Annotated in this window: 16 protein-coding genes; 7 read left to right on the top strand and 9 right to left on the bottom strand. The window is 66.5% G+C overall.

Annotated features, from left to right (window positions below; genetic code table 11):
- Window positions 1-18 precede the first annotated feature (18 nt).
- The gene (locus ACUTAF_RS10560) at window positions 19-516 is read right to left on the bottom strand and encodes a DUF934 domain-containing protein (protein WP_445579908.1); all 498 of its coding nucleotides are present in this window, start codon (window positions 514-516) and stop codon (window positions 19-21) included.
- The gene (locus ACUTAF_RS10555; RefSeq protein ID WP_445579907.1) at window positions 500-2,158 is read right to left on the bottom strand and encodes a nitrite/sulfite reductase; all 1,659 of its coding nucleotides are present in this window, start codon (window positions 2,156-2,158) and stop codon (window positions 500-502) included. Before ACUTAF_RS10555 ends, ACUTAF_RS10560 begins: the two co-directional genes overlap by 17 nt.
- 430 nt (window positions 2,159-2,588) lie before the next feature.
- Between ACUTAF_RS10555 and ACUTAF_RS10550 the strand changes: the two genes are divergently transcribed.
- The gene (locus ACUTAF_RS10550; RefSeq protein WP_445579906.1) at window positions 2,589-3,641 is read left to right on the top strand and encodes an ABC transporter substrate-binding protein; all 1,053 of its coding nucleotides are present in this window, start codon (window positions 2,589-2,591) and stop codon (window positions 3,639-3,641) included.
- Window position 3,642: 1 nt separating this feature from the next.
- Here ACUTAF_RS10550 and ACUTAF_RS10545 read toward each other — a convergent pair whose 3' ends face one another.
- Window positions 3,643-3,861, bottom strand: a complete 219-nt coding sequence (locus ACUTAF_RS10545) for a DUF2970 domain-containing protein (RefSeq protein ID WP_445579905.1) — start codon at window positions 3,859-3,861, stop codon at window positions 3,643-3,645.
- 208 nt (window positions 3,862-4,069) lie between these two features.
- Here ACUTAF_RS10545 and ACUTAF_RS10540 point away from each other — a divergent pair, with 208 nt between their 5' ends.
- From ACUTAF_RS10540 to ACUTAF_RS10530, 3 genes are all read left to right on the top strand, one after another.
- Complete coding sequence (locus tag ACUTAF_RS10540) at window positions 4,070-7,288, top strand: DUF1631 family protein (RefSeq protein ID WP_445579904.1); 3,219 nt, start codon at window positions 4,070-4,072, stop codon at window positions 7,286-7,288.
- 73 nt (window positions 7,289-7,361) lie between these two features.
- Window positions 7,362-8,183: an AraC family transcriptional regulator gene (locus ACUTAF_RS10535; protein WP_445579903.1), complete on the top strand. Its 822-nt coding sequence runs from the start codon at window positions 7,362-7,364 to the stop codon at window positions 8,181-8,183.
- Window positions 8,184-8,228: 45 nt separating this feature from the next.
- Window positions 8,229-9,635, top strand: a complete 1,407-nt coding sequence (locus tag ACUTAF_RS10530; RefSeq protein WP_445579902.1) for an NAD(P)/FAD-dependent oxidoreductase — start codon at window positions 8,229-8,231, stop codon at window positions 9,633-9,635.
- 64 nt (window positions 9,636-9,699) lie between these two features.
- Here ACUTAF_RS10530 and ACUTAF_RS10525 read toward each other — a convergent pair whose 3' ends face one another.
- From ACUTAF_RS10525 to ACUTAF_RS10515, 3 genes are all read right to left on the bottom strand, one after another.
- Window positions 9,700-10,728: an RNA methyltransferase gene (locus ACUTAF_RS10525; RefSeq protein WP_445579901.1), complete on the bottom strand. Its 1,029-nt coding sequence runs from the start codon at window positions 10,726-10,728 to the stop codon at window positions 9,700-9,702.
- Window positions 10,729-10,743: 15 nt separating this feature from the next.
- On the bottom strand, window positions 10,744-11,769 hold the full coding sequence (locus ACUTAF_RS10520; RefSeq protein ID WP_445579900.1) for a DUF5924 family protein: 1,026 nt from the start codon (window positions 11,767-11,769) through the stop codon (window positions 10,744-10,746).
- 150 nt (window positions 11,770-11,919) lie between these two features.
- The gene (locus tag ACUTAF_RS10515) at window positions 11,920-12,522 is read right to left on the bottom strand and encodes a hypothetical protein (protein ID WP_445579899.1); all 603 of its coding nucleotides are present in this window, start codon (window positions 12,520-12,522) and stop codon (window positions 11,920-11,922) included.
- A gap of 175 nt (window positions 12,523-12,697) precedes the next feature.
- Between ACUTAF_RS10515 and ACUTAF_RS10510 the strand changes: the two genes are divergently transcribed.
- Window positions 12,698-12,997 carry a DUF1883 domain-containing protein gene (locus tag ACUTAF_RS10510; RefSeq protein WP_445579898.1) on the top strand — a complete coding sequence of 100 codons (300 nt, stop codon included), beginning with the start codon at window positions 12,698-12,700 and terminating at the stop codon, window positions 12,995-12,997.
- A 1-nt stretch (window position 12,998) separates the two neighbouring features.
- On the opposite strand, the gene ACUTAF_RS10505 is transcribed toward ACUTAF_RS10510, so the two are convergent.
- Window positions 12,999-14,324, bottom strand: a complete 1,326-nt coding sequence (locus tag ACUTAF_RS10505; RefSeq protein ID WP_445579897.1) for a diguanylate cyclase domain-containing protein — start codon at window positions 14,322-14,324, stop codon at window positions 12,999-13,001.
- A gap of 90 nt (window positions 14,325-14,414) precedes the next feature.
- Window positions 14,415-18,125 carry a methionine synthase gene (gene metH, locus ACUTAF_RS10500; RefSeq protein ID WP_445579896.1) on the bottom strand — a complete coding sequence of 1,237 codons (3,711 nt, stop codon included), beginning with the start codon at window positions 18,123-18,125 and terminating at the stop codon, window positions 14,415-14,417.
- A gap of 150 nt (window positions 18,126-18,275) precedes the next feature.
- Between metH and ACUTAF_RS10495 the strand changes: the two genes are divergently transcribed.
- Window positions 18,276-20,552 carry a fatty acid cis/trans isomerase gene (locus ACUTAF_RS10495; RefSeq protein ID WP_445579895.1) on the top strand — a complete coding sequence of 759 codons (2,277 nt, stop codon included), beginning with the start codon at window positions 18,276-18,278 and terminating at the stop codon, window positions 20,550-20,552.
- 99 nt (window positions 20,553-20,651) lie between these two features.
- On the top strand, window positions 20,652-21,236 hold the full coding sequence (gene nfuA, locus ACUTAF_RS10490) for a Fe-S biogenesis protein NfuA (RefSeq protein ID WP_445579894.1): 585 nt from the start codon (window positions 20,652-20,654) through the stop codon (window positions 21,234-21,236).
- 49 nt (window positions 21,237-21,285) lie between these two features.
- On the opposite strand, the gene ACUTAF_RS10485 is transcribed toward nfuA, so the two are convergent.
- Window positions 21,286-22,449 carry an MFS transporter gene (locus ACUTAF_RS10485; RefSeq protein WP_445582430.1) on the bottom strand — a complete coding sequence of 388 codons (1,164 nt, stop codon included), beginning with the start codon at window positions 22,447-22,449 and terminating at the stop codon, window positions 21,286-21,288.
- Window positions 22,450-22,458 lie beyond the last annotated feature (9 nt).

The raw sequence follows: 22,458 nt of genomic DNA, 5'->3' as shown, positions 1-22,458 counted from the left end.
TGTTCGTTGCAGCAGGGATCAGGCGCGGCGGCGGAACAGCGGTTGCGGCTGGTCGACCGAGGCCTGGTAAACCTCGCTGTAATCCTCGAAGGCCTTGAGCGCGTCATACGGATCCTTGTCGGCGCGCAGGGCGAAGGCGTCGAAGCCGACGCGGCGCAGGGCGAACAACTGATCGCGCAGCACGTCGCCGATGGCGCGCACCTCGCCGGTATAGCCGTAGCGGGTGCGCAGCAGGTAGGCGCTGGAGGAGTGACGGCCGTCGGTGAAGGCCGGAAACTCCAGGGCGATGACCTGGAAATGCGCGAGATCATCGGCGATTTCCTCGACCTCGTCGCCGGCTTCCAGCCATACGCCCAGGCCGCCATCGCGGGCCTTGAGGGCATGGGCGTGCTCGCGCCACAACGCCAGCGGGACGATGATGTCGTCGCAGTTGGGGATCGCGTCCAGCGTCACGTCCTTGGCCAGCAGGTGCCAGGTTTCGTCGATCACCTGGCCGTTCTTAATGATTCGCTGCATAGACGCGCTCCTTGAACGGGTCGATACCGATGCGGCGGTAGGTATCGAGGAAGCTTTCTTCTTCGGTGCGTTGCTCGACGTAGACCTTGATGATCTTGTCGATCACATCGGCCATGTCGTCCTGGGCGAAGGACGGGCCGAGAATCTGCGCCAGGCTGGCTTCGCGACCGGCGCTGCCGCCGAGGGACACCTGGTAGAACTCCTGGCCCTTCTTGTCCACGCCGAGGATGCCGATATGGCCGACGTGGTGGTGACCGCAGGCGTTCATGCAGCCGGAGATGTTCAGCTCGATGTCGCCGATGTCGAACAGGTAGTCGAGGTCGTCGAAGCGGCGCTGGATGGCTTCGGCGATCGGGATCGACTTGGCGTTGGCCAGCGAGCAGAAGTCGCCGCCCGGGCAGCAGATGATGTCGGTGAGCAGGCCGACGTTCGGGGTGGCGAAGCCCTGTTCGCGCAGCTCGCCCCAAAGGGCCAGCAGCTGGCGCTGCTCGACGTCGGCGAGGATGACGTTCTGGTTGTGGCTGTTGCGCACCTCACCGAAGCTGTAGCGGTCGGCCAGGTCGGCGATGGCGTCGAGCTGCTTGTCGGTGACGTCGCCCGGCGCAACGCCGGTGGGCTTGAGCGACAGGGTCACGGCGACGTAGCCGGGCTTCTTGTGGGCGAAGGTGTTGCGCTGGCGCCAGCGGGCGAAGCCCGGATGCTCGGCGTCCTGCTGGGCGAGCAGGGTGTCTTCGTCGGCCAGGGGCCGATAGGCCGGGTCGACGAAGTGCGCGGCGATGCGTGTCACTTCCGCTTCGGTCAGGGTGCTCGGGCCATCCTTGAGGTGCGCCCACTCGGCATTCACGCGCTCGGCGAAGACCTCGGGGGTCAGCGCCTTGACCAGGATCTTGATCCGCGCCTTGTACTTGTTGTCGCGACGGCCGTAGCGGTTGTACACGCGCAGGATGGCGTCGAGGTAGCTGATCAGATGCTGCCAGGGCAGGAACTCGTTGATAAAGCTGCCGACCACCGGGGTACGGCCCAGGCCGCCGCCGACGGAGACGCGGAAGCCCAGTTCGCCGGCGGCGTTCTTCACTGCTTCCAGGCCGATGTCATGCACCTCGATGGCGGCGCGGTCGCTGACGGCGCCGTTGACGGCGATCTTGAACTTGCGCGGCAGGTGGCTGAACTCGGGGTGGAAGGTCGACCACTGGCGGATGATCTCGCACCAGGGGCGCGGATCGACGATCTCGTCGCGGGCCACGCCGGCGAACTGGTCGGTGGTGGTATTGCGGATGCAGTTGCCGCTGGTCTGGATCGCGTGCATCTGCACGGTGGCCAGCTCGGCGAGAATCTCGGGGACGTCTTCCAGCTCCGGCCAGTTGAACTGCACGTTCTGCCGGGTGCTGATATGGGCGTAGCCCTTGTCGTAGTCACGAGCGATCTGCGCCAGCTTGCGCACCTGGGTCGACGACAGCAGGCCGTAGGGCACCGCGATGCGCAGCATGGGCGCATAACGCTGGATATAGAGGCCATTCTGCAGGCGCAGCGGGCGGAATTCCTCGCCGCTAAGCTCTCCGGCGAGGTAGCGGCGGGTTTGATCGCGGAACTGCTTGACGCGATCCTCGACGATCTTCTGATCGTACTGGTCATATACGTACATGAAGGGTCCTGTTGTCAGGCTGCTTACTGCCAATCAGCGCGCACGGCCGCGCTCTCCCCACGGAGCCGGGGCACGATACCAGCTCAGTGTTATGCGTAAAAGTGATGTTTGAGTATATAAACAGAACTTTGAGTAATAAGACTCGCCCAGAGCATAACCAGCTGGCTTGAGCGAGGAGCGGGCCTGGTCTTAACTGCGAGTTGCGGCACCGACAAACACAATAAAAGGGGGGACTCATGAGCGAGCATAGCGAACCGGACCAGTCCGACAGCAGGGTCGACGCCTGGGCCATCTTCAGCCTGATCCTGATCGTCGTGGTCACTGCGGTGTTCTGGGTCAGCGGCCAGTAAACTGCAATCTCCGGCCGACGCCTCAGGGTCGGCCTTTTTGCTTCTACCCCCTATACTGCGCCCGGTTATCGGAGGGTGTCGTGATCAGGTGGGTCCTGGGCCTGTTGGCCATCTTGAACTGGGGTGCTGTCTGGGCGCAGGAATCGCCGCTATCGGTGGTCTTTCTCAATCCCGGGCATGCCGACGAGCGCTTCTGGGCGGATTATTCGCGTTTCATGCGCGACGCTGCAGGCGACCTTGGCATGGAGCTGCAGGTGGTCTATGGCGAGCGCGATACGGCGCGCATCCTGCGCAATGCCCGGCGGGTACTCGAGCAGGACGAGCTCCCCAATTACCTGATCTTCGTCAACGAGCACTTCACCGGCCCCGAGATCCTGCGCCTGTTCGATGGCAGCGGGGTACGCCTGTTCGCTTTGCATAGCACTCTGACGGCCGAACAGCAGGCGTTGGCCGGCGGCAGCCGCGAGCGTTACGGCAACTGGCTGGGCAGCCTGGTGCCCAATGACGAGGAGGCCGGTTATCTGATGGGGCGGGCACTGATCGCCCTGGCAGGCGACGAGCAGACGCAGATGCTGGCGTTTTCCGGCATCAAGCAGACCCCCTCGGCGACCTTGCGCCTCGAGGGGCTGCGCCGGGCGCTGCGCGAGGCGCCACAGGTGCAACTGCGTCAGGAGTTGTACGGCGAGTGGCGGCAGCAGCGCGGCTACGACCAGGCCCGCGTGCTGTTGCCGCGCTATCCGCAGGTCAGCCTGATCTGGTCGGCCAACGACGAGATGGCCTTCGGCGTGATGCAGGCGGCTCAGGAACTGGGGCGGCGGCTTCGCTACAGCGCGCTGAACAACTCGCCGAGGGTGTTCCGGGCGCGCATCGACGTGTTGGCCAGCGGGCATTTCCTGCTCGGCGGCTGTGCGCTGGTAATGTTGCACGACCACGCCAAGGGGCTGGATTTCGCCCAGCGAGGCGGCAAGGATCAGGTGGTGAGTCTGCTGCGCCTGATCGACGAGCGGCAGGCGGCGCGTCTGCTGCAGCTGCTGGAGCGGCCCGACATCGGCCTGGATTTTCGCCGCTTCAGTGCCAACCGCCAGCCGCAGATGAGCCGCTACGCCTGCTCCATCGACCCATTGCTGCGCTGATTTAGCCCGCCGCCAGGTGCAGCACCAGTTTCACCAGGGCCAGCAACAGCAGCACGAAGATGCCGGTGAACAGCACCCCGAGCAGGATGAAGTGGCTGGGCTTGCCGCGGCTGAAGTCGCGACTGCGGTTCTTGCCGCTCTGCACGCCGAACGCAGCGGCCAGCACGCTCTGCAGCATCTCCCAGAAGCCGAGTGGCGGTTGTTTTTCCGGCTCGCTCATGTTCGCTCCTCTGTCGTTGCTTTTCAGCTTAGTCGAACGGCAGGCAGAGCAAGAGCGCGACGGACCGGGCCCATGATCGCCCCTGCGATACGCAGACATTCGGGGCGATGCGGCCGGTCTCCGTCTGGTGTTTGTTCACAGGGCTTTTTCCGCCAGCCGAACCGGCTATAGTCATTCGAGGCTGTCGTTAGCCAGGAGCATTACACGGATGTCCAGTCTGATACCCGTTCCACTTCGCGACGCGCTCATCGCCCAAGTGCGCAGTCGCTTGCCGGACATTCTGCACGAGCTGCTCAAGGGTCTGGAGCATGCGCTGATCGAGCAGCGTATGCGTGCTTTTTCCAATCGCGAGGCACAGGCCTGCGACGAATTCCTGCGCTTGTGTCACGGTCAGGGCGAGCGTGTCACGCGCGCCACCTGCCTGGCGGTCGGGCAAGGCATCCAGCGGATGGCCGGTGCCCAGCCGGTGTTGTTCGATGATCGTGGCGAATGGCGCCTGGTCGACGATGCCGAAGTCGAGGACATGCTGCTGGCCCGCCGCCTGGTGCGGGTGCTGCGCGATACCCTGGGGGCGCTGGAATGGCACGCCTGCGGTTGCTACAACCGCCTGCTCGGTCACCACGTCGCCGATGCCGATCATCCGCTGGCCTTCGAGTTCCTCCTGCGCGAACTGCAGGGCAACCTGCAATTGCGGCACCAGCCGGCAGCAGTGCGGGCGCTTTACCTGGCCGAGGCCGGGCGCATCTTGCCGGTCCTGTTGAAAGCCTATCTGCAGGCCCTGCTCGATGCCTTCGAGGCCCATCAGGTCGAGCCTCTGCCGGAGCCCGAGGTGCTGGTACGCGGGCGCCAGGGACCGACTCCCGCGCCGTCGGCAACCGCAACCTACCAGGCCATCGGCCAGCTGCGACAATGCACGCCGCAAGCGCAAGCGCCAATCGAGGCGCAGGAGCAGGGCCAGGGCGGCGCGCTGGCGCCCGATGCGGTGCTGGGCGAGTTGCGTCGGCTGGAGGCACCGCCCGGTGGCTGGAGCGCCCAGGAGCTGCTCGAACGCTTCGAGCAGCAGGACTGCCAAATGAGCTCGCGGCAGCGCGAAGACACCCATCTGGTCAGCGAACTGTTCCAGCACATCGTCCAGGGCGGACAGCTGGCTCCGGCCGTCAGGCCGGCGCTCGAGCAATTGCTGCTGCCGGTGCTACAGGCCACCTTGAGGGAGCCGGCAGCCATCGCCGATAGCGCCCACCCGGTGCGGGCGACGCTGGATCGCCTGCTGCGCCTGGCCCATAACAGCGAACTGCCGAACCGGGCGCTGGAGTATCGCCTGCAGGAATTGATCGCTCGCATCGCCAACGACTACCAGGGTGACAACGAAACCTTCGTCGCTTGCGATGGCGAGCTGGAGGAGTTGCTCAGGCTGCAGCAACGCGCCAGCCGGCAGAACGTCGAGCGGGTCAAGCAACTGCACAAAGGACGCGATACGCTGGAGCTCGCTCAGCGCGAGGTGGCCGCCGCGCTGGCGCAGATGAGCGGTGAGCGGGTGGCGCAATCCTTTCTCGACTGGCTCGCGGTCGGCTGGCGCGAGCTGCTGGTCCATGGCCTGATCCGCCTGGGCAGGGACAACTACCACTGGCGCCTGGACCTGTCGCTGACCAGCATGCTGTGCCGGGAGCTGCAGGCGCAGGGCCAGGGCGACAGCCGCGGCGACCAGGTGGCGCGGGTCTACGACGTCGACCACCGGCTGCAGATCCTGCGCCGGCGCATCGAGGAGTTCAGCCCGGGGTACTACCAGCATGGCGTGGTGCTCGCGCGCCTGCGCGCCGAGCTGCTTGGCGAGGAGCCGGTGCGTTTCGTCGCCGCACCACCTGCACCGCCACCGCCGCCGGAGATTGCGGAGGCGCTGCAACGTTGGCACGAACGACTCGACGCCCTGCAGGAAGGCGACTGGCTGCATGATCGCGACGGCCAGCCGCTGCAGCTGGTGTGGAGCAACCGCGACCTGGATCACTACGTGCTGGCCAGCGCCCAGGGCCGCGAGGTGGGCAGTTTCCATGCTGCGGAACTGGCCGGTCGGCTGGCCGAGGGCGCGTTGCTGATCGGTGAGGCCGCCAGCGAACCGCAAAGCCTGATCCAGCAGGGCATGCAGGATATGGTCGGGCGACTGTACCGCGAGGTGGCCCATGCGCGCAGCCACGACGAGCTGACCGGACTGCACAACCGGCGGATCTTCGAGGGGCTGGTGGCGCAGAGCCTGGCCGAAGGGCCGCGTCCGTCTTTCATCATGGTGCATATCGACCAGTTCACCCTGCTCAACAACCTGGCCGGACCTGTGGCCGGCGATGCCTGCCTGCGCCAGGTGGCCAGTCAGTTGCGTCACCGGCTGGCTACGGCCAGTTGCGTGGCGCGGATCGGCGGCGTGGACTTCGCCGCGGTGCTGCCCGGCTGTGACGAGGCCCAGGCGACCGAGCTGGCCGAACAGATTCGCCTGGAGGTGGAGAGCAGCGGGTTCGTCTGGGCCGACCACCGCCACGGCGTCACGCTCAGCATCGGCGTGGTGGAGGCGGCCGAGCGTCACGACGTGGCCAACCTGTTCTGCGACCTGCAGACCGCCTGCAACAACGCCAAGGAGGCAGGACGCAACCGCGTGCACCGTTTCTGCATGGCCGACGACGATGTGCGTACCGGGCTGCAGGCCATCGCCGCGCGCGTGGACGACATAGTCGAGCGCGAGGAGCTGGCGCTGCGTGTGCAGGAAATCGCCCCCACCGCCAGCGACTCCGAGGAGCTGTCGCATTTCGAACTGCTGCTGGTGATGCAGAACGAGCTGCGGCTGGAGGACTTCATCGCCGCGGCGGAGCGTTACCACCGCATGAGCAAGGTGGATCGCTGGGTGCTACGGCGCATCTTCAGCGAGCTGGAGCGTAACCCGCAGTTGTGGGAGCGCTGCAGCGGGGTGTCGATCAACCTGTCAGGCAGCAGCCTGAGCGACGACAAGCTGCTGGGCTTCATCGAGAGCCTGTTCGAGCGTTACGCGGTGGATCCGCGGCGCATCTGCTTCGAACTGACGGAAACCACGGCGGTCGCCAACCTGGCCAAGACCGCGGACCTGGTGCGCCACCTGCAGAGCGCGGGCTGCAGCTTCTCGATCGACGATTTCGGCGTCGGCTTTTCCTCCTATGAATATCTCAAGCGGCTGCCGGTGGACTACGTGAAGATCGACGGCAGCTTCGTCAGGGAAATCGAGCGCTCGCCCAGTGACCTGGCCATGGTTCGTTCGATCAACGAGATCGCCCATGTCCTGGGGCGCCGGACCATTGCCGAATACGTCGAGACCCCGAGCATCCGTGCGCGTTTGCTGGAGATGGGCGTGGACTACGTACAGGGTTTCGCCGTGCACAGACCGGTGCGCCTGGAAACCTGGCTCGGCATCTAGGCGTCTCGATCCCCCTGGGCTGGCCGCCGCGAATCGGGCAAGCTGCGCGGGTATCCCCAAGATCCTGGCCATCATGTCCGACGACCCGTTTGCCGACGATGCCGCGCAGAGCGCGCGCACGCGCGAGACCATCCTGCGCTACCACCTGAGCTGGAAGCGCCGCGACCTCGACGCGGTGCTGGCGCTGTACCACCCGGATATCGAATACAACGATTTCTACCAGCAGCGCTGCATGCGCCTGGGCGAGCTGCGCCACTATGTCGAGAGCAACCTGCCGCGCCAGCCCGGCGAGGTGCTGGAGCATCTCGACCGCATCCGCATCGACGGCCACACCGCCTTCATCCAGTACCGCACCAGCCTGCAGGGCGGCGCGGGGCTGGTATCGTTCCGCACCGGCGAGTCGATCACCGTGCGCGACGGGCTGATCTGGCGCATCAACGAATACGCCACCCTGGTGCGCGAGGCGGGTCATGCCGGCGAGCCGGCCAGTGCGCGTCCGGCGATCAGCCGGCTGGGCCTGTCGCCGCGCCAGCTCGGCCAACTGGCGCATGACCTGCAGGACTACTTCCAACGCAGCCAGGCCTTTCTCGATCCGGGGCTGGATCTGCAGCAGGTGGCGACGGCCACCGGCTACAGCCGCAACCAGATCTCCCACCTGCTCAACCAGGTGCTCGGCGAGAGCTTCTACCGCTACGTCAATCGTGCTCGCTTGCAGCACCTGCTCGATGGCCTGCGGGCCGGCAGCGATCAGGGGCGTGTCGACGAGCTGGCCTTTGCCGCCGGCTTCAATTCGTTGTCGGCCTTCTACAAATGCTTCCGCGAACGCATGGGCATGACGCCCAGGGCCTATCTCAAGCAGTTTTCCGCGCGGGCCCGCAGGCAAGACAGCGACTGAGCGCTGCAATTAGCCTTGGCGCATCGAATGGTGATGGAGGCGAGGATGAACCCCTGGCGCAACATCAGCCTGTGGATGGATCGGCTCGACGATCCGCTGCAGGCGCGGCCCAGCCTGCAGGCACAAGTGCGGGCCGACGTGGCGATCATCGGCGCCGGCTATACCGGGCTATGGACCGCCTATTACCTCAAGCGTCAAGCGCCGCAACTACGTGTGGTGATCGTGGAGGCCGAGACCGCCGGCTTCGGCGCCTCCGGGCGCAACGGCGGCTGGCTGATGGGCAACCTGCTCGGCGAGGAGCGGCTGCTGGCCGGCCTGCCGCCTGCCGCGCGCAAGGCCTCCTTCGACCTGCTGCACGGCATGCCCGACGAAGTGGCGCGGGTGAGCGAACACGAAGGCATCGATTGTGACTTGCGCAAGGGCGGCGTGCTGTATTGCGCCGCGCGCTACCCGGAGCAGCAGGTGCGTCTGCGCGGCTACCTCGAGGCTCTGCGCGCGCTGGGCCTGGGCGAGGACGACTACCGCTGGCTGGCGCCGCGCGAGCTGGCCGAGCAGTTGCGTGTGGCCAATGCCTACGGCGCGCTGTACAGCCCGCACTGCGCGACCATCGACCCGGCCAAGCTGGTGCGCGGCCTGGCGCGCTGCGTCGAGGCGCTGGGCGTCGAGCTCTACGAACGCAGCCCGGTGCTCGACTGGCGCCCCGGACGGGTACGCACCGCCCAGGGCGGCGTCCGCGCCGACTGGGTGGTGCCGGCGATCGAAGGCTACGCTGCCAGCTTGCCGCCACTGGGGCGGCACCAGTTGCCGGTGCAGAGCCTGCTGGTGGCCACCGAGCCGCTGCCGGCGGAACTCTGGGCCGGCATCGGCCTGGAGCGCGGCCAGGCCTTCAGCGAGTTCAGTCGTCAGGTCACCTACGGCCAGCGCAGCCTCGACGACCGTCTGGTGTTCGGTGCGCGCGGCGGCTATCGCTTCGGCGGGCGCCTGCGCCGCGATTTCAACCTCCGCGACGACGAGCGCGCATTACGCCGCTACCTGCTGGGCGAGCTGTTCCCGCAGCTGCGCGACGTGCGCCTGAGTCACGCCTGGGGTGGCAATCTGGGCATGGCGCGGGGCTTCCAGCCGCATATGCTGCGCGATTCTCGCAACCGCATCGCCCTGTCCGGTGGCTACGGCGGCGAGGGCGTCGGCGCCAGCAACCTGGGTGGGCGGACCCTGGCCGACCTGATCCTCGGTCGCGACACTGAACTGACAAGGCAGCCCTGGGTGTTGGCGGACGGCCCGGTGTCCAGCCTGCGCCGCTGGGAGCCGGAGCCCTGCCGCTGGCTCGGTTACAACGCCATCGTGCGCAGCTTCGTGCATGAGGACCGGGTGCTGGCCAACCCGCGCAGCCCCGCCTGGCGTCGTCGCCTGGCGCAGGCGGTGGCAGAGCGCATGGAAAGCCTGATGAGTTGAGGCGGTGCGTTGCGTCCGAGACTTCGATTGCCGGTGCGCGTGGCGCACCCTGCGAGGGGGGCGTTCAGCGAACCCGGCGCAGTGGAATCAGCTCGGTGGCGCGGGCGCGCAGCTGGCCGCAGCCGCCGTCGATATCCTGGCCGGCGCTGTTGCGCACCTTGGTCAATACGCCACGGCTGTGCAGGTAGCGCACCATCTGCACGATGCGCTCGCCGTCGGGGCGCTGGTAGTCGTCGGCTTCCAGGCTGTTGTAGGGGATCAGGTTGAGTACGGCGAACTTGCCCTTGAACAGGCGAAGGATATTGTCCATCTCCGCCTGGCTGTCATTGATACCCTTGAGCAGCGTCCACTGGTACTGGATCGGATAGTCGATGCTGCGGGCGTAGGCTTCGCCCAGTTCCATCAGCTGTTCGGGATCGATGCGCGGCGCGCGCGGCAGCAGGCGCTGGCGCAGCTCGGCATCGGTGGTATGCAGCGACAGTGCCAGGGCAGGGCGCACGCGCTGTTTGGGCAGGCGCTCGAACACCCGCGGGTCGCCCACCGTGGAAAACACCAGGTTCTTGTGGCCGATGCCGCCCTCGGTGCCGAGCAGGTCGATGGCCTCGAGCACGTTGTCGAGGTTGTGCGCCGGTTCGCCCATGCCCATGAATACCACCTTCTTGACCGGGCGAAAGCGCCGGCCCAGGGCTACCTGGGCGACCATCTCGGCGCTGCTGAGCTGGCGCAGCAGGCCGCTCTTGCCGGTCATGCAGAACACGCAGCCCACCGCGCAGCCGACCTGGCTGGAGATGCACAGGCCATCGCGCGGCAGCAGCACGCTTTCCACCATCTGCCCGTCGGCCAACTCCACCAGCAGGCGCGCCGAGCCGTCGGCGCCGGGATGCTCGGAGCGCAGCCGGGCCAGCTTGTCGAGGTCGGCGGCAAGCGCCGGCAAGCCCTGGCGTACGGACAGCGGCAGGAAGTTCTCGGTCTGCTGGTGTTTGGTGCCGGTGTCCAGCGCCTTGCCCTGCAGCCAGGCGCGAGTGATCCGCCCGCTATGTTGGGGTTTGGCGCCGAGTTCGGCGAGGCGTCGGTTGAGATCGGCGAGCTGCATGGGGCGCGGATGCTATCAGTTGCCGGGGGCTTCGGCCACGTCGAAGCGCAGCACGCCGATCAGCTGCCCGGCCTCGGTGAGCACCTGCACCTGCCAGCGTCCCAGCACCTCGCTGGGAAAGTTTTGCTTGTGGCTCCAGGCGCGGTAGCCCTGCTTGCGGCCCCCCTGAATGTCCAGGGCGATGCGATCCACCTCGCGGCCGTTGTGGCGCCAGACGTGGTAGATGCGTTCGTTCAGCCCGCGCGGGGCGTTGATCGCGGTGTAGGCGTAGAGCCCGCCAGTGCTCAGCTGGGCCGGGCTGATGCGCTCGATCGAGCGTCCGGGCGAACGCTGCGCGCCGTCGAACTCACTGGAGACCGCCACTTCGGTCAGCCACAGCGTGGCCGGAGGCACCCAGGCCCGCGCCAGCCAGCCGCCGGCGCACAGGGCCAGCGGCAGGGCGGCGAGGGCTACGACCCGGCGCCAGCCGCCGAAGTCGATCATCCCGTGCAGGCTCGGCAGCGTCAGCAGGGTGGCCAGAACCAGCGCGACGCGGTAGCTCTGCGGCGTACTGAGGTGAAAGATGATCGGCAGCGCGGTCAGCATCACCGCGAACAGGGCCAGGCTGTGGAACATCAGCAGCAGCCAGCGACGAGGGGCGAGCCAGCGGAAGTACAGCGGGTCGATGATGGAAACCAGCGCGGCGCCGGCCAGCAGGCCGCTGAACAGCAACTGGCCGCTGTTCCAGGTGGTGGTGATGAAGAAGAACGGCAGGACGAAGAACAGGCTTTCCTGGTGGATCATCTGCGTTGCGTAGCGCAGCAGCGGGACCGGCAGTTCGAAACCGAAACGCCGGGCGATGCGTTCACGCAGCAGGTTCTCCAGCAGCAGCCACAGCCAGCTCGCCAGCAGCACCACGCCGAGCACCTTGGCCAGATTGGCCTGGCGCTCGACCAGCAGGAAGCTGGCCAGCCCCGAGCAGAAGCCGAAGGCGGCGACCAGGCCGGGGTAGCGGCGTATCCAGGCGAGCAGGGTGGGGATGCGGTCTAGCAGGATTTTCATGGCGGCGTTGTACGACGGCGTGGCCGCGCATGCTAGGGCCCACTCCCCGGGGTGTCCAGCCCTGGCCGGCACAGCGTCGCGCGGTGGCGGGCATTGTGACGGGGCGTCATCGCCAGGGCCCGCCCCATCTGCCGATTCAGCCGGCTGAGATCACTGGGGTTCGACGCTGACGGCTATCGCCGAAGTCATGCGCAGCACCAGTTCGCGGCCCAGATACTCGGGCTTCATCTCGACATCGGGGCGCACCTTGACGACGCGCTGGCTGCCGTCGGCGAATTGCAGCGTGGCTGTACGCTGGGCGCTGTCCATGGCCTTGATCACTGCGGTGAGTTCCAGCGTCTCGGCCATCAACAGGGCCGGTTTGCTGCCTTCCGGTGCGGTAGCCAGGATGCCGGCGGCACCGTCTTCGCTCATTTCGCCCGGTTCGCGCAGATGGACGATGCGTTCCAGGCCGATCACGGCTCGAACCTGATCGCCGACCTTGAGCTGGTCGAAATTGCGCATCTCCGGTGGCGCCTGCAGGGTGCGGCTGCGTCCCTGTTCGTCGGTGAGGGTAAAGCTGCGTTTGGTGGTATCGATGGCGCTGACCTCGGCGCGTACCTCCTCGGTTTCCAGCACCGCGCCGCCGGGCTTGCCCGGCTCGAAGACCTCGCTGCGGTCATGTTCGCCGCCGAGCTGCTGGTCGGCCTGGCTTTGACAGCCGAGCAGCAGGCCGGCGATCAGCATAGGTGCAAGGAAACTGGAGGTCTTCATGGGCATGCTCCTGCATGGCGACACATTGGCGTGGTCTAAATGTTCGCCACGCCTGGCCGGCGCGACGAGTGAGATCAGCCTAGCAGCGCTTGGGCAGGCGCGCTCCGTCGTGCCGGCGCTGCCCGCGGCGCGCGCTCGTGCTATCGTCGCGCCCCCGATCCAACTGGAACCGCGCATGAAATTCATCCACCAGCGCGAGCAACTGAACGAGGGCGACCTGGTCGTCATCGAGTGTTCGCAGCCCTGCAACATCCGCCTGATGAACGACGCCAACTTCCGCGCCTTCAAGAACCGTGGCCGCCACAGCTACCACGGCGGCGCCTTTATCAAGTTCCCGGCGAAGATCCGCGTGCCGAGCAGCGGTTTCTGGAACATCACCCTGGACACCGTGAGTCGCCGCGCCGTCAGCGTGACGCGCAAGCCGCAGATGGAGTATTCGATCAAGATCGTGCGTAGCAGGCACAGCGGAATCTGAGCTACTCGCCCGCAGTTCGCCGGGACGGCGCCTGAGCCAGGCGGTACTGGTTGTCGCCGCTGCGCTTGGCCTTGTACATGGCCTGGTCGGCGAGATGGATCAGCTGGTCGCGGGTCTGCGCCTGGTCGGGATACAGGGCATTTCCCAGGCTGGCGCCGACCTGCTGTAGCGCCTCGCCCAGCTGCACCGGCGGGGTCAGGGCGGCCAGCAGTTTTTCCGCGATGATGCGCGCTTCTGCCTCGGCGTCGTGGGCAGGCGACAGGCCTTCGAGGATGGCGACGAACTCGTCGCCGCCCACCCGCGCCACGCTGTCCGAGCCGCGCAGGACGCCCTGCAGGCGAGTCGCTACAGCCTTGAGCAACTGGTCGCCGGCGCTGTGGCCGAGGCGGTCGTTGATCGCCTTGAAGCCGTTGAGGTCGATGAACACCAGGGCCATGCGCGCCTGATTGCGTCCGGCCCGCTTCAGGGCTGCGTTCAGCCCGCTCTCGAACACCAGGCGATTGGGCAGGCCGGTCAAGGGGTCGTGATGGGCCAGCCGATGCATCTGGCTGGCCCAGGCCTTTTCCTCGGTGATATCGCGCACCACGCCCATCATCTTCACCGCCGTGCCGCGCTCGTCCTTGACCACGTTGCCGGTCTCGCGCAGCCAGCGCAGCGTACCGTCCGGCCAAACCACCCGGTATTCCTCGTAATGGTTCTCGCCGCTCTCGATGCAGCGCAGTTCGCCGGCACGTACCTGCTCGCGGTCGTCCGGGTGCACGCTGGCGCAGAACAGTTCATAGCTCGGCGTCACCTCGCCGACCTGATAGCCGAACATGCCGTAGATGGCGTCCGACCAGTACAGCTGGTTGGTGTCGATATCCCAGTCCCAGGTGCCGATGCGGGCGAAGTACTGGCTGCGCTGGAAGCGCTCGGCCTCGGCCAGCGCCGGGCGGAGCAAGAGCAATGTCGGTCTGCCGGCTATCCGATTTATCTGCAGGGTACGTGACTGGCCGTCGAGGCCGCGCAGCGTGAGCTGGTGCGGCGCATCCAGCTTCTGCAGCATGTCGTCGGGGAGCAACTCCGACAGTCGGGCGCTCGGCAATGAGCGCTCGGCGTCGCCCAGCAAGGTCGCAGCGGCTGCGTTGTGCCAGCTCACCCGGCCGTCGTTCACTTCGATCGCGCCGCACTCCAGCTGCCCGAGCACTGCGCGCCATTGTCGGCGCAGCTGCCGTTGGCGCTGCAGCAGCACCAGCACCAGCAGGATGGAGACAAGGGTGGCGAGGGCGAACAGCGGAATCAAGGTCGGATCATCGGGGCTGATCGAAGGTTGCTGGCGCCATGCCATGATGCTTTGTGCATGGCCGCCTGCCAAGTCCTGGGAACGCAGGCGACTTCCAGGCAATGCCACAGGGCCCGCGGTAGCGGGCCCTGTGGATCAGCTGTCGTAGCCCAGATTCGGCATCAGCCAACGCTCGCTTACGGCGATGTCCTGGCCCTTGCGCTTGCTGTAGCTCTCGATCTGGTCCTGGTCCACCTTGCCCACGGCGAAATACTGGGCCTCGGGGTGGGCGAAGTACCAGCCGGACACGGCCGCGGCCGGGAACATGGCGTAGTGCTCGGTAAGGAACACGCCGCTCTTGCCGGCCTGGTTGTAGTCGGCTGTGGGGTCGAGCAGGTTGAACAGCGTGGCCTTCTCGGTGTGGTCCGGGCAGGCCGGGTAGCCAGGGGCGGGGCGGATGCCCTTGTACTGCTCGCGGATCAGCGCTTCGTTGTCCAGTTGCTCGTCCGCGGCGTAGCCCCAGTACTGCTTGCGCACGCGCTCGTGCAGCCACTCGGCGCAGGCTTCGGCCAGACGGTCGGCCAGGGCCTTGACCATGATCGCGTTGTAGTCGTCGCCCTTGGCCTCATAAGCCTTGGCCACTTCCTCGGCGCCGATGCCGGCGGTGGTGATAAAGCCGCCGACATAATCGGCCTTGCCGCTTTCCTTGGGCGCGACGAAGTCGGCCAGCGACAGGTTCGGCTTGCCGTCGGGCTTGATGGTCTGCTGGCGCAGGTGGTGCAGGGTGGCCAGTGGCTTGCCGTCGTCGCCGTAGACTTCGATGTCGTCGTGCGCCACCTGGTTGGCCGGCCAGAAGCCGAAGACGGCACGGGCCTTGATCAGCTTCTCGTCGATCAGCTTCTTGAGCATCGCCTGGGCATCGTTGAATAGGCTGGTAGCCGCTTCGCCGACGATCTCGTCGGTGAGGATGCGCGGGTACTTGCCGGCCAGGTCCCAAGAGATGAAAAAGGGCGTCCAGTCGATGTACTGGGCCAGGGTCGCCAGGTCGATATCCTCCAGCACCTGCACGCCGGTGAAGCTCGGCTTCGGCGCGCTGTAGCCGGCCCAGTCGAACTGCGGCTTGTTGGCCAGGGCGTCGGCGTAGGACAGGCGCTCGGTACGCGAGGCGCGCGCCGAGGTGCGCTCGCGCACCACCACGTACTCGTCGCGGGTCTTCTGCACGAACTCGGCTTTCAGTTCCTTGGACAGCAGCTGGGTGGCCACGCCCACGGCGCGCGAGGCGTCGGTGACATAGATCACCGCATCGTTCTGGTACTGCGGCTCGATCTTCACCGCGGTATGCGCCTTGGAGGTGGTGGCGCCGCCGATCATCAGCGGCAGGGTGAAGCCCTGGCGCTGCATCTCCTTGGCGACGTGGACCATCTCGTCCAGCGACGGAGTGATCAGCCCGGACAGGCCGATGATGTCGCATTTCTCCTCGATGGCGGTCTGCAGGATCTTTTCCGCCGGCACCATCACGCCGAGGTCGACGATGTCGTAGCCGTTGCAGCCGAGCACCACGCCGACGATATTCTTGCCGATATCGTGCACGTCGCCTTTTACGGTCGCCATGAGGATTTTGCCCTTGGCCTCCGGCTTGTCGCCTTTCTCCGCCTCGATAAAGGGAATCAGGTGCGCCACGGCCTGTTTCATCACCCGGGCGGACTTGACCACCTGGGGCAGGAACATCTTGCCCGAGCCGAACAGGTCGCCGACCACGTTCATGCCGGCCATCAGCGGGCCTTCGATGACCTCGATGGGGCGTGCGCACTGCTGGCGGCACTCCTCGGTGTCCTCGACGATGAAGGCGGTGATGCCCTTGACCAGTGCGTGCTCCAGACGCTTGGCCACCGGCAGCGAGCGCCATTCCTCGTTCTCGACTTCCTTGGCGACGCCGTCGCCCTTGTATTTGTCGGCGATGGCTAGCAGCGCCTCGGTGGCGCCGTCGTTACGGTTGAGCACCACGTCTTCGACCGCGTCACGCAGCTCCCTGGGTATCTCGTCGTAGATCTCCAGCTGGCCGGCGTTGACGATGCCCATGGTCAGGCCGTTCTGGATCGCGTAGTAGAGGAACACCGAGTGGATCGCCTCGCGCACCGGGTTGTTGCCGCGGAACGAGAACGACACGTTGGACACGCCGCCGGACGACAGCGCATAGGGCAGCTCGTCGCGGATATAGGCGCAGGCCTCGATAAAGTCCACCGCGTAGTTGTTGTGCTCCTCGATACCGGTAGCGACGGCGAAGATGTTCGGGTCGAAGATGATGTCTTCCGGCGGGAAGCCGACTTCATTGACCAGAATGTCGTAGCTGCGCTGGCAGATTTCCTTCTTGCGCGCGGCGGTGTCGGCCTGGCCGACCTCGTCGAAGGCCATCACCACCACGGCGGCGCCGTAGCGCTTGCACAGCTTGGCGTGGTGCTTGAAGGCCTCGACGCCTTCCTTCATCGAGATCGAGTTGACGATGCCCTTGCCCTGGATGCATTTGAGGCCCGCTTCGATCACCTCCCACTTGGAGGAGTCGATCATGATCGGCACGCGGGAGATGTCCGGCTCGCCGGCGATCAGGTTGAGGAAGCGCACCATCGCGGCCTGCGAATCCAGCATCCCTTCGTCCATGTTGATATCGATCACCTGTGCGCCGGCTTCCACCTGCTGCAGGGCGACTTCCAGGGCCTCGGTGTAGTTCTCCTCGCGGATCAGACGGGCGAACTTGGCCGAGCCGGTGATGTTGGTGCGCTCGCCGACGTTCACGAACAGCGAGTTGCGGTCGATGGTGAAGGGCTCCAGGCCCGACAGGCGGCAGGCCTTGGGAATGTCCGGGATCACGCGCGGCGAGTACTTGGCCACCGCCTCGGCGATCGCCTGGATATGCGCCGGGGTGGTGCCGCAGCAACCGCCGATGATGTTCAGGAAACCCGAAGCGGCGAACTCTTCCACCACCGCCGCCATCTCGGCGGGCGATTCGTCGTACTCGCCGAAGGCGTTGGGCAGGCCGGCGTTGGGGTGCGCGGACACATGAGTGTCGGCCTTGTTGGCCAGTTCTTCCAGGTACGGACGCAGGTCCTTGGCGCCGAGGGCGCAGTTCAGACCCACGGAAATCGGCTTGGCGTGGCGCACCGAGTTCCAGAACGCCTCGGTGGTCTGGCCGGACAGGGTGCGGCCGGAGGCGTCGGTGATGGTGCCGGAGATCATGATCGGCAATTCGACGCCGTCCTCCTCGAACACCTGCTGCACGGCGAAGATCGCCGCCTTGGCGTTGAGCGTGTCGAAGATGGTCTCGATCAGGATCAGGTCGGCGCCGCCCTCGATCAGGCCGCGGGTGGCCTCGGTGTAATTCTCCACCAGCTCGTCGAAGGTGACGTTGCGGAAACCGGGATCGTTGACGTCGGGGGAGATCGAGCAGGTGCGGCTGGTCGGGCCGAGGACGCCGGCGACGAAGCGCGGGCGATCCGGGGTCTCCAGGGTCTTGGCGTCGGCCACCTCGCGGGCGACGCGGGCGCCGGCGACGTTCAGCTCGTACACCAGAGCCTCCATGTCGTAGTCGGCCTGCGACACCCGGGTGGCATTGAAGGTATTGGTTTCCAGGATGTCGGCGCCGGCGTCCAGGTAGGCACGCTCGATCTCGGCGATGATCTGCGGCTGGGTCAGCAGCAGCAGGTCGTTGTTGCCCTTGACGTCGCTCGGCCAGTCGGCGAAGCGCGCGCCGCGGTAGTCGGCCTCGTCCAGCTTGTAGCTCTGGATCATGGTGCCCATGCCGCCGTCGAGGATCAGGATGCGCTCCTTCAGGGCTTGCTGGAGGGCGTGGAGGCGGGCGCTGCGATCGGACATGGGAGCTACCTGAGCAAAGCGGGAACAAAGGCGGGCGATGATAGCAAAGCTGCGGGGCGCTGGAGCGTTGGTGGCTTTTGCATGAATTTCATTCATGTTGCTGGGGGCGGCATCTCGTTAGAATCCCGCCATCGCCAAAAGGATGTCGCAATGCTCAAGCCCGCTGCCCTGTTTGTCTTTTCCCTCGCAGCCGGCCTGGCCCGTGCCGAAGCGATTTCCTACGCGGCGGACGTGCAGCCCATCCTCACCCACAAGTGCGTGGCCTGCCATGCCTGCTACGACGCGCCCTGCCAACTCAATCTCGGCAGTGGCGAAGGGCTGACCCGCGGCGCCAGCAAGGCTGCGGTCTACGACGGCACGCGCCGGCAGGCCCAGGCCACGACGCGCCTGTATCTGGATGCTCACGGCGAGGCGGCCTGGCGCCAGCGCCACTTTCATTCGGTGCTCGATGCGGCGGATGGCCAGGCCGCACTGCTCAAACGCATGCTCGAGCTGGGCCGAAGCCAGCCGCTGGAGGCCGGCGCCAAGTTGCCGGAGAAGCTGGATATTTCCATCAGGCGCAGCAACAGCTGCGCGGTGCCGGAGGAGTTCGCCAGCTATGCGCTGAACAACCCCCACGGCGGCATGCCGTTCGCCGTCACCGGCCTGAGCGATGCCGAATACGCCACCCTCACGCAATGGCTGGAGCAGGGCGCGCCGGTGACCGAGCAGGCCCTGTACCCCAACGCCACCGAACGCCGGCAGATCGCCGAATGGGAAGCCTTTTTCAACGCCCCCGGCGCGCGGCAGAACCTGGTGGCGCGCTGGCTGTACGAGCACCTGTTTCTCGCCCACCTGCATTTCGAGGGCGGCGAACCCGGCCATTTCTTCCAGCTGCTGCGCTCGCGCACACCCGGCGGCCAGCCGATCGATCCGATCGCCACGCGCCGGCCCAACGACGACCCGGGCACCGCGTTCCACTATCGTCTGGCGCCGGTGCAAGGCGCCATCGTGCACAAGACCCATATCACCTATCCACTCAGCACCGCCAAGCTGGCACGGGTCAGGCAGCTGTTCTTCGCCGAGGACTGGGCGCTGGATGCGGTGCCCGGCTACGGCGCGCAGCGTCGCGCCAACCCCTTCGAAACCTTCGCCGCGATTCCGCCCCGGGCGCGCTATCAGTTCATGCTGGATAACGCCGAATACTTCGTACGCACCTTTATCCGCGGGCCGGTGTGTCGCGGGCAGATCGCCACCGACGTGATCCGCGATAACTTCTGGACCCTGTTCCAGGCGCCGGAGCATGACCTCTATATCACCGATGCCGCCTACCGCGCCGAGGCCACCCCGCTGCTGGCCATGCCCGGGCAGTTCGGCGACATCGGCGAGTTGCCGGGCCTTTGGCGCACCTACCGCAACAAGCGCAACGCCTACGAAAACCTGCGCAAGGCCGCCTACGCCGATGCGCCGCCGGCCGACTGGGGGCATGTCTGGAGCGGTAACGACAACGCGCTGCTGTCGATCTTCCGCCAGCACGACAGCGCCTCGGTACGTAAGGGGCTGATCGGCGAGATCCCGCAGACCCTCTGGTGGATGGACTATCCGCTGCTGGAGCGCACCTACTATCAGTTGGTGGTCAATTTCGACGTGTTCGGCGATGTCTCGCATCAGGCGCAGACCCGCCTGTACTTCGACCTGATCCGCAACGGCGCGGAGGTCAACTTCCTTCGCCTGCTGCCGGCCCAGGCGCGCGAGGGCTACCTGGACGACTGGTACCAGAACAGCGGCAAGCTGAAGATGTGGCTGGATTACACCGAAGTCGACCACCGTACGCCCAGCGCCCTGACGCTGGAAGGCGGCGACCCCAAGCGCCGGTTCGCCGAGCAGCTGCTCCAGCGCCTCGCCTCCCTCAATGCCCGACCCGACCCGATCAACCGCTGCAATGGCGCGCGCTGCTATCGCGATGGCCTCGTGCCGGCGCTGCAGCATGCGGAGCAGGCGCTGGCGCGGCTGGCCAGTCGTCCGGCCGGCGGCCTGCCAGTGATCGATCAGCTACCGGAGGCGACCCTGCTGCGGGTGGAGCTCGACGACGGCAGGCGCGAGGTTTACAGCCTGCTGCGCAATCGCGCGCACAGCAACGTGGCCTTCATGCTCGGCGAGGAGCTGCGCTACCAGCCGCGGCTGGACAGCCTGACCATCTATCCGGAAGTGCTGAGCAGCTACCCGAACTTCCTGTTTAGCCTCAGGGCCAGCGAGATGAACGAATTCGTCGCGCAGATGGAGGGCGCCCGCGACGCCGCCGGCTTCGAGCGCATCGTCGAGCGCTGGGGTATCCGTCGCAGTCACCCGCAGTTCTGGCGTCATTTCCACGACCTGGCCGAACATATCCGCGAGACCCAGCCGCTGGAGGCGGGCGTGCTGGATATGAACCGCTACCAGAACCTGTAGTCCCGCTGGAATGGTTGCGATTAATTCCTACTAATTTGCTTGGGCTTTAACGTGCCGGTGCAGTGGCGTACACTGCGCCCATGTTTGCGAGGAGTTGCCATGAGCACCATCACCATTACCCAAGCTGCCGAAGACTATCTGGCCGAGCTGCTGAGCAAGCAGGACACGCCCGGTATCGGTATCCGTGTCTTCATCACCCAGCCGGGCACGCCCTACGCGGAAACCTGCATCGCCTATTGCAAGCCGGGCGAGCAGAAGCCTGAGGACACCCCGATCGGCCTGGCCAGCTTCACCGCCTGGATCGACGCGATCAGCGAGCCCTTCCTCGAGGACGCCGTGGTCGACTACGCCACCGATCGCATGGGCGGCCAGCTGACCATCAAGGCGCCGAACGCCAAGGTGCCGATGGTCAACGAAGACAGCCCGCTCAACGAGCGCATCAACTACTACCTGCAGACCGAGATCAACCCTGGTCTGGCCAGCCATGGCGGCCAGGTGAGCCTGGTCGATGTGGTCGACGAAGGCATCGCCGTGCTGCAGTTCGGCGGCGGCTGCCAGGGCTGCGGTCAGGCCGACTACACGCTCAAGGAAGGCATCGAGAAGACCCTGCTCGAGCGCATTCCCGAGCTCAAGGGCGTGCGCGACGTGACCGACCACAGCAACCGCGAGAACGCCTACTACTGAGGCGGGTCAGGTTATGAGAAGGGCGACCCATGGGTCGCCCTTCGTCGTTTCAGGCCAGGGCCGGGCGCCGGCCCAGCTGCAGCGCCAGTAATGCGAGCAGGATCAGCGGCAACATGCCCAGATTCACCGCGTTCCAGCCCACCCCGCTGATCAGCACACCGGAGGTGAAGGAGGCCAGCGTCGCCACCAGGCCATTGCCCAGCTCCATCAGCCCCTGGGCCTGGCCGCGCTCACCCGGCGTGTGGCCTTCGCCAAGCAAGGTGGTGCCGGCCACCAGCATCAGGTTCCAGCCGACGCCGAGCAGGAACGAGCTGATCAGGAAATGGGCGGCCTGCAACCCACTCAGGGCGATGCCCGCGCTGGCGGCGAGGATCAGGCAGCCAAGCAGGGCGACCCGCCGTGGGCCGAAGCGATCGACCAGCGGGCCGGCGACGAAGGCCGGCAGGAACATGCCCAGCATGTGCCAGCGGATCACCTCTGCGCTGGCCGCCAGCGGCAGGCCGCAGAAGCTCATGGCCAGCGGCGTGGCGTTCATCACCAAAACCATCAGGCCGTGACCGATGGCCGTGGTGGCCATGGCGACGCGAATCGCCGGCCGGGCCAACAGAGCGCCGCGCGCGCCGGCTGCGGCGGCGACCGGCCCAGCGGCCTGGCCGCGCGGCAGGCGGGCGATCAACAGCAGGGCGACGCCAGCCAGCACGGCGATCGCCAGGTAAGCGCCGGTGAACGGGCGGCTCACCAGGTTCTGCGACCAGAGCGCCAGGCTCGGCGCGAACAGCGCGGCGCATACTCCGCCGCCGAGCACGTAGGCGGTGGCGCGGCCCTTGTGGCTCTCGGCCACGGCCTCCAGTGCGGCGAAGCGGTAGTACATGGCCGAGGCCTGGTAGGCGCCGATCGGCAGCGCGCCCAGGCACAGTAGGGTGAAGTCGCCCAGCCAGACGCCTAGGGCGCTGAGCAGGCCGCCGGCGATGCCGCTCAGCGCGCCGAGCAGCAGGCCACTGCGCCGCCCATGGCGCTGCATGAACAGCGACAGCGGTTGCACCGCGAGCAGATTGCCGAGCACCAGCAGCGCCAGTGGCAGGGTCGCCAGACCGTTGTAGGGCGCCAGCTGCAGGCCGATCAGGGCAGTGAGGGTGACGCCGAGCATGGCGCAGCTCCAGTACAGCGCCTGGGCCAGAAACAGCAGGACGATCGACTTATTGCGTAACAGCAGCATGTCGGC

This window comes from Pseudomonas sp. SP16.1 (assembly GCF_052682975.1).
This window is presented reverse-complemented; position numbering and strand designations above follow the sequence as displayed.